Here is a 19,450-nt window from a genome sequence, read left to right on the forward strand (position 1 = left end):
AACGGGCTGCGCCAGCTTCTGATCGATGGCGATGCCGGGGACAAGGTGCAGCTTCTGGACGGACGCTGGGGTCTGGTGTCGACGGGCGTGACGATCGGCGGTCAGGCCTATGACGCCTACAGGCGTGCCTCGACGAACGGCATGATCTATGTGCGCCAGGGCGTGAGCGTCGAGCGGCTGGAGCCGTCACTGGAAGAGATCGCGAGCGGCCGTGGCGGCTTTGCGCTGGACGGCGAGAGCGCCGGCGACGGGCTTGGCGGGGCGGTGACGTATCTGGGCGACATCAACGGCGACGGTCTTGTGGACTATGCGGTGTCGGCGCCGAACGGCGACCCGGCGTCGCGGACGAATGCGGGCCGGACCTATGTGGTTTACGGCCGTACGGGCACGGGCCCGCTTGCCTTGTCGGCGGTTGCGGCGGGCAGCGGCGGCTTTGCGATCGACGGCGGCAGCGCCGGAGAGACGAGCGGCGGGTCGATCGCGGCGGCGGGCGACGTCAACGGCGACGGACTTGCGGACATCGTGATCGGGGCGCCGGGCTACGGCAGCAATGCGGGCCGTGCCTATGTCGTGTACGGCAAGACGACGGGCGGCGTCGTGACGCTGTCGAGCCTTGGCACGGGCGGCTTCCAGATCCTGGGCGAGGCGGGCACCAACCGGACGGGCGTGAGCGTATCTGGTGCGGGCGACGTGAACGGCGACGGCTATGGCGACGTGATCGTCGGCGCGTCGAGCGCGAGCAACGGGCGCGCCTATGTCGTGTTCGGCAAGTCGGGCTCTGCGGATGTGGCGCTGAGCGGGCTTGCGGGTGCTGGCTCGGGCTTCCTGCTGCAGGGCGAGAGCAGCACGACGGGCTATAGCGTATCGGGTGCGGGCGACGTGAACGGGGACGGCCTTGCAGACCTGATCGTCGGCGCGCCGGGCTACGGCAGCAATGCGGGCCGGGCCTATGTGGTGTTCGGGCGCACGGCAAGCACGGCGCTGAACCTGAGCGGGCTTTCTGCGGCGAATGCGGGCTTTGCGATCGTGGGCGGCACGGCGGACGACATGGTCGGCACGAGCGTGTCCTATGCGGGCGACGTGAACGGCGACGGGCTTGCGGACCTGATCGTGAGTGCGCCGAACAACGATGCGCTGGAGACGAATGCGGGTCGTGCGTATGTGGTGTTCGGGCGCAGCGGCGTTGCGAACGTGACGGTGACGAGCCTCGGCACGACCGGGTTCGCGATCACCGGCGACGGTCTGAACGACATGGCGGGCACGGTCGTGTCCTATGCGGGCGACATCAACGGCGACGGGCTTGCGGACATCATCGTGGCCGCACCGAACAACGACACGGGCGGGCAGGATGCCGGTCGGGTGTATGTGGTGTTCGGGCGCACGAGCGCGGCGGAGGTGAAGCTCTCCGACATCGTCAACCGCAGCGGCGGCTTCGTGCTGACGGGTGACAATGCCGGCGACCTGACGGGTGCGGCGGTGACGGCCGGCCAGGACCTGAACGGCGACGGCCTGGCCGACATCATCATCGGCGCCCCGGGATATGCCGGCGGAAAGGGACGCGCATACGTCATCCTCGGTCGTACGGACGGCGCCTATGGCACCCTCGCCATCGACGAGACCTACGGCAACGACAACGACGACCTGACCGATGCGGGAATGAGCCTGACGATCATGGCCGGCGGCGGCAACGACTCCATCGCGATGGAGTCCGCATCGAGCGTCGTCTATGGCGGCACCGGCAACGACGTGTTCCAACTGAGCGCGCCGATCATCCTTGGCCTGCAGAACGCCTATGGCGGCAGCGGCAAGTACGGCCGCATCGTCGGCGGCATGGGCATCGACACGATCGACGTGCAGGCCTCTTCCGTGACCCTGGATCTATCCAAGATGGCGGGCCTGGCCGCCGAGAACCCGCAGGGCGGAAGCCGCGTCGAGGGCATAGAAGCCATCAACCTCGGCAACCATGCGAATACGCTCAAACTCTCGACCCTCGAGGTGCTGGACCTCGGCGAGGCGGGAGCTTTCGAGGCTAACGGCCGCCATCAGCTGCTGGTGTCCGGCGGGCTCACCGACAAGGTCCAGTTGACCGATGGCCGGTGGACGCGCGCGGTCCAGACGTTCGCGCGGGCCGGCAAGACCTACGATGTCTACAACAACACGGCCTCCACAGCGACGCTCTATGTGGAACAGGGGGTCAGCGTCGAACGCGTCGACTACAGCGTGCTGGACGCACAGCGCGACATGGGGCTTACCGTTTCAGGTGAAGGCGCTTCGAACTATCTCGGGTTCTCCGTGTCATCGGCGGGCGACCTTAATGGCGACGGTCTCGCCGACCTGATATTCGGCGCGTCGGGCGCTGCCTCCGGCGCGGGCCGGGTCTATGTTGCCTTCGGGCGCACGAACGGCGCGCTGCTGGATGCCAGCACCCTGGCGGCAGGGTGCGGCGGCTTCGCGCTGACCGGCGAGGGCGTGGGTCAAGGCTTCGGCAACAGCGTCGCCGCTGCCGGCGACGTCAACGGCGACGGTCTGGCCGATATCATCGTCGGGGCGGGTTCGTACAACGGCAGCGCCGGCCGCGCCTATGTCATCTTCGGGCGTACGGATGGCGCGATGCCGGCACTGTCGAGCATTGCGGCCGGCGGCACCGGCGGTTTCATCGTCAACGGCGAGGCGACCGGTACGAGTTTCGCCTCCTCGGTCGCAGGTGCCGGCGACGTAAACGGCGATGGTCTCGCCGACATCGTGATCGGCGCCTACAATCATACGAGCGGTACCGGCCGCGCCTATGTCGTGTTCGGCAAGACAAGTTCTGCCGCGGTCAGCGCAAGTGCGATCGCCGGCGGATCGGGCGGATTTGCAATCCTTGCCGAATGCACGGGCCAACAGCTCGGGATCTCCGTCAGCGGTGCCGGCGACATGAACGGCGACGGTCTCGCCGACATCGTCGTGGCGGCGTCCAGCTACAATACGAGCGTCGGCCGCAGCTATGTGGTCTATGGAAAGACCGGAACGACATCCGTGGTCACGAGTGCGCTCGGAACCGGCGGTTTCACGGTAACGGGCGAAACGACGCTGAACGAACTCGGGACGGTTGCCTATGGCGGCGACGTCAACGGCGACGGTCGGTCGGACATCCTGGTGGCGGCGAACCGGTACGGAAACTACACAGGCCGCGCATATGTCATTTTCGGCCGCTCGGGGGGCAATCTCGACATCAACCTGTCCTCGTCCAGCCTGGGCACGATGGGCTTCGCCATCGCGGCGGAATGCGCCGCCGACGCCTTGGGCCGCAGCCTGTCCTATGTCGGCGACGTCAACGGCGACGGCCTGGCCGACATTCTCGTGGGTGCATCGGGCAACGATTATACCGGCAACAATGCCGGCAAGGCCTACCTCGTCTACGGCAAGACGGACAATGCCACAGTGCAGCTTTCGGCCGTCGCGCGCGGTGTCGGCGGCTTCGCCATACTGGGCGACGGGTCGGGCAGCCAGGCAGGTTATGCCGTTTCCGCCGCCGGAGACGTCAATGGGGATGGGCTGGCGGATCTGGTCGTCGGCAGCTACTCGGCGTCAAACGGTGCGGGCCGCGGCTACGTCATCTTCGGCAAGACGGGCGGCGTTGTCCGCAACACCGGCGTCGACTACATGGGCACGACGGGCGCAGAACGGATCGAGGACGGCGGCGCGCCGCTGAGCATCGTCGCCGATGCCGGCAACGACACGATCGTCCTGACCGGCAACAGCCTCGTCTATGCGGGCGCTGGTGACGACCGCATCGAGGTGTCCAGCGCCTACATTGCGGCTCTTCAATCGGGATATAATGCGACGTCCGGGCTTCTTCCGCGCGTCAGCGGCGGTTCCGGCGTCGATACGCTCGTCATCAATGGCGCCGGCTTCACGCTGGATCTGACGCAGATCGCCAATCAGGCCGGAGTGCATCCGCTGGACGGCAGCCGCCTGGATAGCATCGAGCGCATCGACATCACCGGGACCGGCAACAACACCGTCAGGCTCACGGCTGCCGACATCGCGGACATATCCGGCGCGAACGTCTTCCAGGCGACCGGGCGGCACCAACTCCTGATCGACGGCAACGCCGGCGACAGCGTCCAACTGCTGGATGCCCGCTGGGCGCAGGCAGCGCCGTACACGAGCGGCGGCAACAGCTACAACGTCTATTACAATGTCGTGGATGCCGTATCGCTCTACGTCAGGCAGGGTGTCCTCGTCACCTTCACCGCTATCGAAGCGGCGGAATCCGCCAACGGATATGGCGGCTTCGCGGTCAATGGTGAATGTGCCGGAGACCAGGCCGGTTATCGTGCGGCAAATATCGGCGACTTCAACGGTGACGGGATCGATGATCTCGTGGTCGGCGCACCTTACAACGATGCGGCCGGGAATGATTCTGGCCGGGCTTACGTTATCTTCGGCAGGACCAACCAGAGCGCGATCAACCTGTCGGCGATCGCGGCCGGCACTGGCGGCTTCGCGTTGTCGGAGGGCGCTTCCAACGCCTACTTCGGACGTGCAGTTGCGGCTGCAGGGGATGTCAACGGTGATGGTCTGACCGACTTCATCGTATCCTCCAGTTCAATCGGGGCAGGCAAAGCCTATGTCGTCTTCGGACGGAGCGATGGGGTTGCCCCGACGATAGCCAACATCCTCTCCGGCACTGGTGGCGGGTTCGTCGTCAACGGCGAATGCAACAACGACAGCTTCGGCTACACGGTCTCCGGCGCCGGCGATGTCAACGGCGATGGTCTTTCCGACGTGATCGTCAGTGCCCATGGCGTGGCCGCCGGGACCGGGCGCGCCTATGTGGTCTTCGGCAAGACAAGCAGCACTGCAGTTGCCGCAAGCGCCATTACTGCAGGCAGTGGCGGCTTTGCCATCACCGGGGCGACCGGGCAGGCGTTCAGCGTTCCTGTCAGCGGCGCAGGCGATCTGAATGGCGACGGCCTCGCGGATCTGCTCGTCGGTGGGGTCGCCTTCAACGGTCAGATGGGCCGCACTTATGTGGTCTACGGTAAGACCAACGGCAGCGGGGTCTCGATTGCGGCTTTGGGCACCGGCGGTTACACGATCAGCGGGGAAACCACGTCGAACCAGCTCGGCAACCCCACCTATGGCGGCGACGTCAACGGCGACGGCCTGGCCGACGTGCTGGTCAGCGCACCGAGAATCAGCAGCAACGCCGGGCGCGCCTATGTCATCTTCGGCCGCACGGGTGGCAATTTCGACATCAGCGTCTCTTCCGCGTCGCTCGGGACGCAGGGTTATGCCATCGTCTCCGAAACCACCAACGATTATTCGGGGTTCAGTCTTGCCTATGCCGGCGATATGAACGGCGATGGGCTTGCCGACATGATCGTCAGCGGCAACATCAACCCCTACGCCGGCTCGGCGGGCGGCAAGGCCTTTGTCGTCTACGGCAAGACCGGCAGCGCCTCCATCATGTTGTCCGCTGTCGCTCAAGGGTCGGGCGGGTTCCTTATCGTCGGCGAGTGTGCCGACGACTCGTTCGCCAGCGGCAGCGTGTCGTATGGCGGCGACATCAACGGTGACGGCCTGTCCGACCTCATCGTCACCGCGCCGCTCAACGACGCGTCGGCAACCGACGCCGGCCGCATCTACGTGATCTTCGGACGCACGAGCGGCGCCGTCACCAATACGACGGTAGACGTGATGGGCGACGCGTCCGCGAATGCGCTTGCGGATGCCGGCGTTGCCAGAACCATCGTCGGCGGCGCCGGGGATGATACGATCACGCTCACGGCCGGAAGCGTCGCCTATGGTGGCGCCGGCAACGACCGGATCGAGGTCAACTCCGCGATGCTCGCCAGTCTGCAGGCCGGGTTCAACGCCACGACGGGGCAGTTGTCGCGTGTCGCCGGCGGCAATGGTGTCGATACGCTTGCCCTGACCGGCGGCGGCATGACGCTCGATCTGCGCCAGATCGCTAACCAGGGTGCGGTCAATTCGGCGGGCGGAAGCCGTCTTGAGAGCATCGAACGGATCGACATCACCGGCTCGGGCGACAACATCCTGCGGATTACGGCAGCGGATATCGCCGACATGTCGACCGGTAACGCTTTCGAGGCGACCGGCTCGCACCAGCTGATGGTCGACGGCAATGCCGGCGACAAGGTGTTCCTGATGGATAGTCGCTGGGCGCAGCGGGGATCGACCTATACCAGCGGTGGCAACACCTACGTCGTCTATTACAACGTAGCCGACAAGGTATCGCTCTACGTCCGGCAGGGCGTAACCGTAACCTATCCCGCGCCCATCATCGAGGCGGGTGAGTCCGGCAATGGCGACAACGGCTTCGCATTGAACGGTGAATGCGCGGGTGACAACGCCGGATACCGGATCGCGAATGTCGGCGACTTCAACGGCGACGGGATCGACGATATCGTCGTGGGGGCGCCGTACAACGATGCTGCCGGAAGCGATGCCGGCCGCGCCTATCTGGTTTATGGCCGAACCGGCTCCTCAACACTGAACCTCTCCGCAATCGCGGCCGGCAATGGCGGCTTTGCGATCGCCGACGGAATTGCCGGTGACTTCTTCGGTCGAGGCGTCGCCGCCGCCGGCGACGTCAATGGCGACGGCCTCGCCGACTTCATCGTCGGCGGCTACAACATGGGGGCCGGCCGCGCCTATGTGGTGTTCGGCAGGTCGGACGGTGTCGCCCCGACCGCGGCGACGATCAACTCCGGCGCTGCCGGCTTCGTCATCAACGGCGAATCCACCATGGATAATTTGGGCATGACCGTTGCCGGCGCTGGAGACGTCAATGGAGATGGGCTTTCGGACGTCATCGTCAGTGCGCATGGCTGGTCCAGCGGGACGGGGCGTGCTTACGTCATCTTCGGCAAGACCAGCGGCGCGGCCGTGGCCGCAAGCGCAATCGCGGCGGGTAGCGGCGGCTTCGCCATCACCGGTTCGTCGGGCTGGAATTTCAGCGTTCCGGTGAGCGGTGCCGGCGATGTGAATGGCGACGGGCTGGCCGACCTTCTCGTAGGCGCGGCAGTTTACGGTAGCTCGACAGGTCGCACATTCGTTGTCTACGGCAAGACGAGCGGTAGCGGCATCGCGATAACCGCTCTTGGAACCGGCGGTTTCTCCATCACCGGCGAAACGACTTCCAATGAGCTCACCAATGCCACCTTCGGTGGTGACGTCAACGGCGACGGCCTCGCCGACATCCTGTTGACCGCACCGGTATACGGCAGCGGCATGGGACGCGCCTATGTGATCTTCGGACGCACAGGCGGCAATTTCGACATCAACGTGGGCTCCGGCTCGCTGGGGACGCAGGGCTACGCGATCGTCGCCGAGTGCGCCGCCGACTACACCGGCTTCGGCCTATCCTACGCCGGCGACGTCAACGGTGACGGCCTTGCCGACATGATCGTCAGCGGGCGTACGAACATCTATGGCGATGCGACGACCGGCCGCGCCTTCGTCGTCTACGGCAAGACGAGTACGTCCAGCATCGCGCTATCCGCTATCACGCTGGGCAGTGGCGGCTTCGTCATCTCGGGTGAGTGCGCCGGCGACATGTTCGCCAACCTTTCGGTCTCGTATGGCGGCGACATAAACGGCGACGGCCTGGCGGACCTGATCGTCAGCGCCTCACGCAACGATACCAGCGGAACCGACGCTGGCCGCGTCTACGTGATCTTCGGCCGCACCGATGGCGTAGTCACCAACACGACCGTCGATGTGATGGGCGACGCTTCGGCCAATGCGCTGTCGGACGGCGGCGTGGCCAGGACGATCATCGGCGGAGCCGGTGACGACACGATCACGCTGACCTCGGGCAGTGTGGCCTATGGCGGCGCGGGCAACGACCGGTTCGAGATCGGCGCGACGACTCTGGCAGCCCTCCAGGCCGGCTTCAATGCAACGACCGGCCAACTCGCCCGCATCTCAGGCGGTAACGGCGTCGATACGCTAGCCCTCACAGGCGGCGGATCGACGTTCGACCTCCGTCTGATCGGCAATCCGGGTGGTGCCAATCCGGCGGGCGGCAGCCGCATCGAGAGCATCGAACGGATCGATATCACCGGTTCCGGGGACAATGTCCTGAAGCTGACGGCGACCGACATCATCGACATGAGCGGCGCCAACGTCTTCGAGGCCACCGGCCGTCACCAGGTCATGGTGGATGGCAATGCCGGCGATCGCGTGCAACTGACGGACAGTCGCTGGGCGCGGCAGACCGCCACCTACAGCAGCGGCGGCAACATCTACGACGTTTATTACAATGCCGGTAAGGCGGCGGCTCTTTACGTCCGCCAGGGCGTCCTGGTGGAGTATACCGGGCTGGAGATATCGGAAGTGGCGGGCGGTATCGGTGGCTTTGCCCTGAACAGCGAGGGATATATCTATCCGGCAACCGGCTTCAGCGTTTCGGCCGCGGGCGACGTAAACGGGGACGGCTATGGCGACTTCCTGGTCGGCGCGCCGAATTACGGCCCGATCAACGCCGAAGGCCGAACATACCTCGTTTTCGGTAAGTCGGATTCGACAGCCATCGATCTTTCGTCCATCGCCAACGGAAACGGCGGATTTGCCATCGGAGGCCTGTCGAAAGACTCCAGTGGCTGGTCGGTCGCCGCACTCGGCGATTTCAACGGCGATGGCCTTGCCGATCTTGCGGTCGGGGCGCCGAGCCTCGGCACCACGACCGGCAAGACATACATCATCTTCGGCAAGACCGGCGCGCCGAGCATCTACGCTACCGGGCCGAACTCGTTCCAGATCCTGGGGCAGTGCACCAACGACCGGGCCGGCTTCAGCGTCTCGGCCGCCGGCGACGTCAACGGCGACGGTCTTGCAGACATGATCGTCGGCGCGCCGCTTTACGATGCGCCGAGCGGAACGGACAACAATAACGGCCGCTCCTACGTGGTCTTCGGAACGACCGCGACGACGGACATCAACCTGTCCGCGATAGCGGCCGGCTCGGGCGGCTTCGCCATAACCGGGGAAACCGGCGGATGGACCTCCGGCTATGCGGTGTCCGGCGCCGGCGATCTCAACGGCGACGGCCTCGCGGACCTGCTCGTCGGTGCGCCCGGCTCCAGCAGCCAAACCGGCAAGGCCTATGTCGTCTACGGCAAGACGTCCACTGCGGCCGTCAACCTGAGCGCGCTGGGCGCAGCCGGCTTCTCCATAACCGGCATCTGCGCCGGCGACGCGGCCGGCAACAGCCTTTCCTATGCCGGCGACGTGAACGGCGATGGCCTCGCGGACCTGATCGTCAACACGCCATTGGCCGACTTCGGCGGCCTCGCCGATATGGGACGCAGCTATGTCGTGTTCGGCCAGACGAGCGGAGCGAACGTCACGCTTTCGGCCTTCGCGTCGAGCAGCGGCTTCACGATCACCGGAGAAACCGCAGGCGACCAGTTCGGCTATTCCTCGGCCTATGCGGGCGACATGAACGGTGACGGCCTCGCCGATATCGTCGTCAGCGCGCTGAAGAGCACGGCCGGAGGCGGGTTGGGCAAAGTCTACGTGGTCTACGGCAAGACCGGCAGCAGCGTCGTGAACCTGAGCGCCATAGCCGCTGGAAGCGGCGGTTTCGCAATCAACACGATCCCGGGGCTGCTGGACTTCGGCTCCAGCGTTTCCTCTGCGGGCGACGTGAACGGAGACGGGTTGTCCGATCTCATCATCGGGGCGTCGAATGGCGTGGGCCGGGCCTTCGTCGTGTTCGGGCGCACCGACATGGCCATTGGCGGTACCGCCGTCGATATCGTCGGCGACGCCGGTGCGAACAGTTTGACCGACGGCGGTTCGGCCAAGACGATCGTCGCCGGTGCCGGCAACGACACGATCGCGCTGACCGCGGGCAGCATCGCCTATGGCGGCGCCGGCGACGACAGGATCGAGATCGACGGAACGGCGATATCGAGCCTGCAGTCCGGCTTCAACGCCACGACCGGGCAACTCGCACGCATCTCCGGCGGCGCCGGCGTGGATACGCTGGCGTTGACCGGGGCTGGCAGAACGCTGGACCTGACGCTGATCGCCAATCAGGCCGCGTCGAACCCGGCCGGCGGCAGCCGCCTGGAAAGCCTGGAGAAGATCGACATCACCGGCTCGGGCAACAACATCGTGCGGCTGACCGCGGCGGATATCATCGATCTCGCGGGCTCGAACCTGTTCGAGGCGACCGGGCGGCACCAGGTCATGATCGACGGTAATGCCGGCGACCGTGTGCAGTTGACCGATGGTCGCTGGATCCGGCAGGCGGCAATGGCCTCGATCGGAGGCAACGCCTATTCGGTCTACTTTAATGTCCTGAAGGCGGCGTCAGTCTACGTGAAGCAGGGCGTCACGGTGGAGTATGTCGGGATCGAGGCTGTCGAAGCGGCCAACGGAGCCGGCGGATACGCGATGAACGGCGAATGCTCCGGCGATCTGGCGGGCATGCGCCTGTCCTCGGCCGGCGACTTCAACGGCGACGGGCTCGACGACTTCATCGTCGCCGCGCCCAGCAATGACGGCTCGGCCGTCAATGCTGGCCGGGCCTACATCGTCTACGGGCAGACGGGCGGCGCGACCTTCAATCTCTCGTCCGTCGCGGCCGGCACCGGGGGCTTTGCCCTGTCGGGCGAGCTCGCCGGCAACAATCTGGGTTGGAGCGTCTCCGCAGCGGGTGACGTCAATGGCGACGGCCTGGCGGATATCGTCGTAACCGCGCAAGGGTACACCTCAAACACCGGGCGCGCCTATGTGGTGTTCGGACGTACGAATGGTTCGGCTCCCGTGCTGTCCGAGGTCGTCGGCGGCACCGGTGGGTTCATCGTCGCAGGCGAGGGCTCGAGTAACTACTTCGGCTACTCGGCAAGCGCGGCCGGCGACGTGAACGGCGACGGCCTCGCCGACATGGTCATCGGGGCCTATGGAGCAAACTCCGTTACCGGCCGGGCTTATGTCGTCTTCGGCAAGACGGGCGGCGGCGCGGTAATGGCGAGCGATCTGGCGGCCGGTTCTGGTGGCTTCGCCATCAATGGCGCGAGCGCAAGCGCAAACTTCGCCTCGGCTGTCGCCGGTATCGGCGACGTCAATGGCGACGGGCTCGGGGATATCGTGATCGGAGCGTCGAACGACAACGGCTACACGGGCCGCGCCTATGTGGTCTACGGAAAGACCGGAGGCGGGAGCGTATCCGTGACCGCCCTGGGCACGGGTGGATATGCCATCACGGGAGAGACGACCAACAATCTACTGGGCTCCGACGTATCGACCGCCGGCGACGTGAACGGCGATGGCATTTCCGACTTCCTCGTGAGCGCCTACGGCAACGGCTCCAACACCGGCAAGGCCTATGTCATCTACGGCCGAACCGACGCCCCCGCCGACCTGAACCTCGCATCCGGCATCGGCACACGAGGTTTTGCGATCGCGGCGGAGTGCGCCGCCGACCAGGCAGGATATACCCTGTCCTATGCCGGCGACATCAATGGCGACGGTCTCTCGGATCTCTTGGTCGGGGCGCGATACAACGACTTCAGCGCATCGACTGCGGGCCGTGCCTATGTGGTGTTCGGCAAAACCGGAAACACGACTGTCCAGCTAACGGATATCGCGCGCAACTCGGGCGGCTTCGCCATTAGCGGCGAGCGTGCGGGCGATCAGTTCTCCTTCGATGTATCCAATGCTGGAGACGTGAACGGCGACGGTCTCGGCGACCTTCTGGTGGGGGCATGGAACAATGCCACCACCGCAGCCAACGCGGGACGCGCCTATATCTTCTTCGGAAGGACGGATGGCGCTATGGGCGGGACATCGGTCGATCTTCTCGGGGACGCCACCGCCAACGCGCTTGGCGATGGCGGTACGGCGATGACGATCGTTGCCGGGGCCGGGGATGACGTCGTCACGCTCAGCGCGGCGGGCAGTATCGCCTATGGCGGTGCCGGCAACGACACCATCCATATCAACGGCGCGATGATCGCGGCGCTCTCGGCCAAATACGGCGCGGGCGGCAATCTCGGGCAACTCGCCACCATCGGCGGAGGCAGCGGGGTGGATACGCTGACACTGGACGGCGCGAGCCTGACCCTCGACCTGACCCAGGTCAGCAATGCTTCCGCATCGCTTCCGAATGGTTCCAGCCGTATAACGAGCGTCGAAAGGGTGGACCTGACGGGCTCCGGCAACAATACGGTCAAGCTGTCGATCAATGACGTGCTGGACATGAGCGAAGCGAACCTGTTTGCCGCCAATGGCCGGCACCAGCTCATGGTCTCGGGCGATGCCGGGGATGCTGTGCAACTGGCCGGACTATCGAGCTGGACGAAGTCCGGAACGGTCGACTATGCCGGGGGCACCTACGATGCGTGGAACCATAACAACGCCCTCGGCACGGTGTACGTGCTGCAGAGCCTGACGGTGCTGCCCGTCTGATAGCCAAACAAAAACCCCCGCGGCATCGGCCGCGGGGGTGCTTTATTCGGAAGACCTTTGTGCGCCGTAGTCAGGCGGAAATTCGCTCGCGCTCCGGGGCACGCAAAGCGCGCTCGGCTGCTTCGGCGTTTTCGCGCACCGCCTTCTGGACCTTTTCGAATGCACGGACCTCGATCTGGCGAACACGTTCACGGCTGATGTCGAACTCGTCCGACAAAGCCTCCAGCGTCAAAGGGTCTTCCGACAGGCGACGGGCCTGGAAGATGCGCTTCTCACGGTCGTTCAGCCCGTCCATCGCACTTTCCAGCATGGCGCGGCGCTGGTCCAGTTCGTCTTCGCGAACCAGGACCTCTTCCTGGCTTTCGCTCTGGTCGACCAGCCAGTCCTGCCATTCGCCGGACTCGCCCTCGGTGGCGCGGATCGGTGCATTGAGTGAGGCGTCGCCCGACAGGCGACGGTTCATCGATACCACTTCCTCTTCGCTGACGCCGAGCTGCGTTGCGATCTGGTTCACCTGGTCGGGGCGCAGGTCACCCTCGTCCAAGGCCTGGATGCGGCTCTTCATTTTGCGCAGGTTGAAGAACAGGCGCTTCTGGTTAGCGGTGGTGCCCATCTTGACGAGGCTCCACGACCGCAGAATATATTCCTGTATCGAGGCCTTGATCCACCACATGGCGTAAGTTGCCAGGCGAAAGCCCCGATCCGCGTCGAAACGCTTGACCGCCTGCATCAGGCCGACATTGCCTTCCGATACGACTTCGCCGATCGGCAGCCCGTAGCCGCGGTATCCCATGGCGATCTTGGCCACCAGGCGCAAATGGCTGGTCACCAGCTTGTGGGCCGCATTGCGGTCGTCATGCTCGGCATAGCGCTTGGCGAGCATGTACTCTTCCTGCGGCTCAAGCATGGGAAAGCGGCGGATTTCTTCCAGGTAGCGGGAAAGGCCGCCTTCGCCGGAAGCGATACTGGGTAGGTTGGCATTCGCCATGGATAGCCCTCCGATAAGACGGTCGCCATCAGGCCAACCGTACGGGCCGCCCGCCGGACAGCCGGGGCAGCTCCAGAGTGATATGGGTATTCTTCAAGGCGAATGCACGACCGCGACATGGCATGTCGCGTGAAACGCACCGTTCACCAAACGTTGCTTACCCCTGCGGGAAGCCTGTTTCGATGCAAATGTTTCGCATCGATGCCGGTTCAATGCCGCAAGGCGGCGACAAGTTCCTGCATATCGTCGGGCAGGGGGGATTCGAAGCGCATCGGCCGCCCCGTAAGGGGATGCTCGAACGCAAGGAACCCTGCATGCAGCGCCTGCCGCGGAAACGCCATGGCCATCGTGCGGACAGGCTCGTCAAGCCGCTCCGCCTTGCTGCGAAACCCGAGGCCATAGAGAGGGTCGCCGAGCAGGGGATGGCCGATATGCGCCATGTGGACGCGGATCTGGTGCGTGCGGCCCGTTTCGAGCCGGCATTCCACCAAGGCGGCATCGTCGCCGAAGACTTCCTCGACATGATAGTGCGTGACCGCGTGACGCGCATCAGAACGGCTTTCCTGCACCACGGCCCGCTTGATCCGGTCTGTCGCCGAGCGACCCAGCGGTGCATCGATTGTGCCGTCGCGGCGGTAGGGCACACCCCAGACGAGCGCCCGGTAGCGCCGCTCCATCCGGCCGTCGCGGCCATGGGCGGCAAACTGCGCGGCCAGGGATTTGTGCGCGGCATCGGACTTGGCGACCACCATGACGCCCGACGTATCCTTGTCGAGCCGATGGACGATGCCGGGCCGCCGTACACCGCCGACACCGGACAGGCTGTCGCGGCAGTGATGCAGCAGCGCGTTGACCAATGTTCCGGACCAGTTGCCGGCCGCCGGGTGAACGACCATGCCGGCCGGCTTGTCGATCACGATGACGGCTTCGTCTTCATACAGGACGGCGAGGGGGATCGCTTCCGGCCTGGGGTCGGCCTCGGCCGGCTCCGGCAGCACGACGAAGAAGCTTTCGCCCGCGACAACCTTGCGACGGGCCTGGCCGATGGTTTCGCCGCCGGCCAGCGTAACGCCGCCGCCGGCGATGATCCACTGGACCCGGTTGCGTGAGACGTCTCCGCCCATCGCTTCCGCAAGGAACTGGTCCAGACGTTTGCCGGCGGCTTGCGCCGGGACGTCGAAGCGGGTTGCCTCGACCTCTTCTTCTTCTGTACTCAGGTGCGAATTAGCCATGGACCGAAAGTGCGATTGAGGGATATGACGGACGCGAACACGGAAGCCGAAGGCGCGATCGACCCAGCCACGGAACGGCTGCGCCGCAAGATGGTGCGTCTTCTGGCCGTCTCCATCGGCATCATGTTCGTCGGGGTTATGGCCGTCCTGGCTGCAGTTGTCTACCGAACCGGCGATTCGGCCGGTCCGGAACAGGGCGCCGAAATCGCGCTGGCCCTCCCTGCCGGGTCCGAAGTGGCCGAAACCTCGCTCGACGGAAACACGATCCTGGTCCGCGTCTTCATGCCGGAAGGGGAGGAGATCATCCTTTTCGATCGGCGCGACGGCTCCATCATGAACCGCTATCCGCTCAACCGCCCTTAGAGCGCGCCGTGCGTCCCTTTATATGGAACCACCCTGCCGGAGGCGCTTGCCGCGACGCCAGTCCGCCGGCGGCGTGAAATGCCCGCTCCAAAGCCCGCGGCCCGCGCGACGCGCTTCGCGTTCGGCGCGTCCGTAGCGTCCATCGCTATAGTGCCGGTATTCCACCGCCCATCCGTCGGCCACCATTGCGGCGTTGATGTTGAGGCCATCCGGACGAAAGCATTCGGCAACGATCCGGCCGTATCTGTCCCTGTCCTTCTCGGCGCAGGAAAGGTGACCGTTGCGACCGACGAGGCGATGAAGATGCTCGGCTGACCGCGTGCCGCAGAGGTACGGGGCGCCGCCCGAATCCGTGCATTTCTGCCGGCCCTCGGGCGCGTCGATGCCGTAAAGCCGGATGCGCGCCGCCGTGCCGGAAACAATCAGCGTGTCGCCGTCGACGATCTCGGCCCGCCCAGTATGGACGTCGCCTTCTGCCGACTCGGCCACATTGCATGCCGTTCCGATGACGAGAGCGACGAAACACGAAAGAATGTGGCGGAGGTCTGGCACTTGCGGTTGCTCAAATCGGTGTCGACGATGCCACCGATTGTGCCTTGAAGCCTCTGATTCAGCGAGTGCTTTTTCGCCTCCTGGTGGCCCCTGTGGCTGATTTGCGACAGTTTGGGACTATCCTGAATTAGGCCATTGTTCGGCCCCAAGCAGCATCCATATCGGCGTCACGCAACTGACGCGTCAACCGAACCACAGCGGCTCCCAAGCTCACGGTTCGGCGGTAATGCAGAGTATTGAGGGGTTTCTTATGAACCGTTTTGCACTTCTTCTCGGCTCCGTAGCCTTCGTCACGCCCGCCATGGCCGCGGACGTCATCTACGAAGAGCCGGCGGCGCCTGCTCCGGTCGTGGCTTACGAGCCGGCCTTTACCTGGACCGGCTTCTATGTCGGTGGCCAGGCCGGTGTCGCCTTCAACCGCGACTCGGGCCTGTTCTCGTCGGATAATTCCGGCTTCACCGGTGGCAACGATGACGGCCAGTCGGGCTTCATCGGCGGTGGCCACATCGGTTACGACTACCAGGTCGGCAACTTCCTGGTCGGCGCCGTGGCTGACCTCAGCTACATCGACGCGACGTCCTCTTCGGACTACACCTTCGGCGGCACCACCATCTACGGCGCCGAGCAGAAGATCGACTATGTCGGCACCGTTCGCGCCAAGCTCGGCTATGCGGCCGACCGCTTCGCCGTGTACGCAACGGGCGGTCTCGCCTATGGCGACACGAAGAACAGCTACCTCGGCGATTCGATCACCTCGATCAACGGCACGACCTATAATGTGTCGGTCTCCGAAGACACGGACGATGTCGGCTATTCGGTCGGCGCCGGCGTGGATTACCTCGTCACGCAGAACTTCTCGCTGGGTGTCGAGTATCTCTACACCGACCTCGGCGACTCCAAGCTCGACGTCGCCTACACGCCGGTTGCCGGCGGTACGCCGGGCGTCCTGTCCACGTCGTCCAGCACGGACCTCGACTTCCACACGGTTTGGGCGAAGGCTTCCTTCCGCTTCAACTAAGATGGGTCGGGCCGGCAACGGCTCGTCATGCAGAAGGGCTCCCGGGAAACCGGGGGCCCTTTTTCGTTGGACGCCGGCGCACGAAAAAAGCGCCACCCGAAGGCGGCGCTTGATCGATTCGCGGCAGACGTCCGAGGATGCCTAGAGCATCGGACCGAAAAGTGGAATCCGGTTTTCGGATAATCCGATGCTTCATCAAAAGCTTGGAGCGACGTTTGTGCGTCCGACCGGACGCACGGCGCTCTAATGCCGCAGTTCGACTTTCTTGCGGTACTCCTGCAACTGCGTGGTACGCAGCCCAGCGAGTCCATGCCTGTCGATGGATGCCTGCCAGGAGAGGAACTCCTCGACCGTCAGGGTATATTTCGAACAAGCCTCATCCAGGCTCAGCAGTCCGCCGCGTACGGCGGCAACCACCTCCGCCTTCCGCCGGATGACCCAGCGGCGCGTGTTGGACGGGGGCAAGTCCGCCACGGTCAGCGGGCTGCCATCCGGCCCGATGACGTATTTCACTCTCGGTCTAACCTGATCGGTCATTGTACTCTCTACACATTGCAAGGACCCAATCGCCGGATGAAGCTAGACCGCTGCCTTTAAAAATTTCGCTAACCCACTCGTAACAAATCGCTAACCTGTCTTAACCGGATGCTGCATTCGCATTTGGCGGCGCAATGGCCTATATGTCGCCGACGGACAGGACCAGAATTCGAACCGCGCCATGCTGAACAGTCTCGATCTTCCAAAGCCGCCATCGGAAACCCGCGTCGTCGTCGCGATGTCGGGCGGGGTCGACTCGTCCGTCGTCGCCGCCATCATGAAGGCGGAGGGGTACGAGGTGATCGGCATCACGCTGCAGCTGTACGATGGCGGCGCCTCGGCGCGCCGCGCGGGCGCGTGCTGCGCGGGCCAGGACATCCACGACGCACGGCGCACCGCCGAAATTCTGGGCATCCCGCATTACGTGCTGGATTATGAGGACAAGTTCCGCGAACAGGTCATCAATCCCTTCGCCGAAAGCTATATGGCCGGCGAGACACCCATTCCCTGCGTGGCCTGCAATCAGACGGTCAAGTTCAAGGATCTGCTCGCCACGGCGCGGGATCTTGGGGCGGACGTCCTGGCAACGGGCCACTATATCGAAAGCCGGGCCAATGGCGCGCATCGCAGCCTGTACCGTCCGGTGGACCTGAACCGCGACCAGAGCTACTTCCTCTACGCAACGACGCAAGAGCAGGTGGATTTTCTGCGTTTTCCGCTGGGGCGGCTCACCAAGCCGGAGACCCGCGCCATCGCCGAGGCGCACGGGCTTGGAGTCGCCAGCAAGCCGGACAGCCAGGATATCTGTTTCGTCGCCAACGGCCGGTATACCGACGTCATCCAGAAGCTTCGACCCAATGCAGGCGAGCCGGGTGATATACGCCATCTGGACGGTCGCGTTCTGGGCCGACACGAGGGCGTGGTCGGCTTTACGGTGGGTCAGCGCAAGGGCATCGGCGTGGCGGCCGGAGAGCCGCTCTATGTCGTCTCCATCGATGCACGCAACAGGATCGTCACCGTGGGGCCGCGCAGCGCCCTTCAAACGCGTTATCTCCGTCTGCGAGACGTGAACTGGCTGGGGGATCTAGCCATGGAGGATGCTGCCGCAAGCGGTATGGACGGGTTGATGGTGAAGGTACGGTCGGCGCGGCCGCCGGCGCCGGCACGACTGGCGCTCGTGGGCGGCGAGATCCGCGTGGAACTGCTGGCGGGAGAGGAAGGCGTCTCGCCCGGGCAGGCCTGCGTCTTTTACGATGGAGACGGCGCAGGGGCCAAGGTTCTGGGTGGAGGAGTGATCGCGGCCACGGAGCGTGCCGAAACGGCCGGCGGCGCGCCGACCGAAATGGCGGTGGCGGTTTAGCGCGAACCCGAGCGCGGCGAGGCCTGATCGAGAAGGCGAACCACCAGGGCTGCTTCCTGAGGGCCGGTCCGCGGCGGCTGCCGTGTTTCGACGCAGTTCAGGAAATGGCGCAACTCGGCGTCCAGCGGCAGGCCTGGCGGCGTCGGCAGGAACTCCGGCTCGGCCTGGGCAAAGGAAAAGCCCTCTCCCTCCCGCCAGACACGATGGCGCCAGAACGCCAGCTTCTGCCCATCCGGCTGAAGATCGTCGAAAGTCAGCATCCCTTCCGTTCCGATGGCGCTGAGACGCCGGTCCCGGAACGGCGATATGCGGGAGACATGGATCTCCGCCGTTATGCCGTTGCCGAAGGTCAGACGAAGATCGGCCACGTCCGTCTCATCCGACAGCACGGTTTGGCGCAGCGCCTGCATGTCGACGTCGTGGGTGCCTGCCAGCGCGATGACCAGCGAAAGGTCGTGCGGGGCGAGGTCCCAGACGGCATCCATGCCGAGGAAGCGGCCAAGTCCGAGACGCGTGGCCACGACATGGCGCAGGGTTCCGATCCGTCCGGCTTCGACCTGGCGGACCAACTCCTCGAAGACGGGATGGAAGCGCAGGACGTGCCCGACCATCAGCACCCTTCCACCGTCTCGCGCCAGCGCCACGCTGGCCTCGGCATCCGCGGGGGCAAGCGCAATCGGCTTCTCGATCAGCACATCCTTGCCGGCCGACAGGACTCTTTGCCCCATCTCCGCGTGGAGACGCGGCGGCAGAGCCAGCACGACCGCCTGGATGTCGGGCCGTTGGAGAATGTCGCCCAGCGGCAGGGCAGGGATGCCGTGCGCAGCGGAAAGGGCCGCAGCACGATCGGGGTCGTTGTCGCTGATGGCGGCAAGAGCACCCATGCCCGCCAGTGTCCGCACGTGGTTGCGGCCCCATTGGCCGCAGCCGACCACCGCTGCCTTCACGGTCATGTCGTATCCTCT

General features: G+C 65.0%; 9 protein-coding genes. 4 read left to right on the top strand and 5 right to left on the bottom strand.

All coding sequences use genetic code 11. The annotated features are described in order from the left end of the window. Window positions 1–45: 45 nt before the first annotated feature. Window positions 46–12,435: a beta strand repeat-containing protein gene (locus tag NDN16_RS15185; RefSeq protein ID WP_251114318.1), complete on the top strand. Its 12,390-nt coding sequence runs from the start codon at window positions 46–48 to the stop codon at window positions 12,433–12,435. A 70-nt stretch (window positions 12,436–12,505) separates the two neighbouring features. Here the strand turns inward: NDN16_RS15185 and rpoH are convergent, their stop codons facing one another. Then, complete coding sequence (rpoH, locus tag NDN16_RS15190) at window positions 12,506–13,423, bottom strand: RNA polymerase sigma factor RpoH (RefSeq protein WP_039191871.1); 918 nt, start codon at window positions 13,421–13,423, stop codon at window positions 12,506–12,508. Between the two features lie 209 nt (window positions 13,424–13,632). Further along, window positions 13,633–14,655, bottom strand: a complete 1,023-nt coding sequence (locus NDN16_RS15195) for an RluA family pseudouridine synthase (protein ID WP_251114319.1) — start codon at window positions 14,653–14,655, stop codon at window positions 13,633–13,635. Between the two features lie 24 nt (window positions 14,656–14,679). Here NDN16_RS15195 and NDN16_RS15200 point away from each other — a divergent pair, with 24 nt between their 5' ends. Continuing rightward, window positions 14,680–15,018 carry a DUF6476 family protein gene (locus NDN16_RS15200; protein WP_251114320.1) on the top strand — a complete coding sequence of 113 codons (339 nt, stop codon included), beginning with the start codon at window positions 14,680–14,682 and terminating at the stop codon, window positions 15,016–15,018. Between the two features lie 18 nt (window positions 15,019–15,036). Here NDN16_RS15200 and NDN16_RS15205 read toward each other — a convergent pair whose 3' ends face one another. After that, on the bottom strand, window positions 15,037–15,507 hold the full coding sequence (locus tag NDN16_RS15205) for a thermonuclease family protein (protein WP_251114321.1): 471 nt from the start codon (window positions 15,505–15,507) through the stop codon (window positions 15,037–15,039). Between the two features lie 313 nt (window positions 15,508–15,820). Here NDN16_RS15205 and NDN16_RS15210 point away from each other — a divergent pair, with 313 nt between their 5' ends. Then, complete coding sequence (locus NDN16_RS15210; RefSeq protein WP_251114322.1) at window positions 15,821–16,588, top strand: outer membrane protein; 768 nt, start codon at window positions 15,821–15,823, stop codon at window positions 16,586–16,588. 243 nt (window positions 16,589–16,831) lie between these two features. On the opposite strand, the gene NDN16_RS15215 is transcribed toward NDN16_RS15210, so the two are convergent. Further along, window positions 16,832–17,125 (bottom strand): DUF1153 domain-containing protein, encoded by a 294-nt coding sequence (locus tag NDN16_RS15215; protein ID WP_039191881.1) that lies wholly within the window; start codon window positions 17,123–17,125, stop codon window positions 16,832–16,834. Window positions 17,126–17,309: 184 nt separating this feature from the next. Here NDN16_RS15215 and mnmA point away from each other — a divergent pair, with 184 nt between their 5' ends. After that, window positions 17,310–18,485 (top strand): tRNA 2-thiouridine(34) synthase MnmA, encoded by a 1,176-nt coding sequence (gene mnmA, locus NDN16_RS15220; RefSeq protein WP_251114536.1) that lies wholly within the window; start codon window positions 17,310–17,312, stop codon window positions 18,483–18,485. On the opposite strand, the gene NDN16_RS15225 is transcribed toward mnmA, so the two are convergent. Further along, entirely contained in the window at window positions 18,482–19,438 is a 957-nt protein-coding gene (locus NDN16_RS15225) for a Gfo/Idh/MocA family protein (protein WP_251114323.1), read from the bottom strand. The two genes, mnmA and NDN16_RS15225, sit on opposite strands and share 4 nt — an antisense overlap. Window positions 19,439–19,450: the final 12 nt, after the last annotated feature.

Source organism: Aureimonas altamirensis (assembly GCF_023702225.1).
GTDB classification, from domain to species: domain Bacteria; phylum Pseudomonadota; class Alphaproteobacteria; order Rhizobiales; family Rhizobiaceae; genus Aureimonas; species Aureimonas altamirensis_B.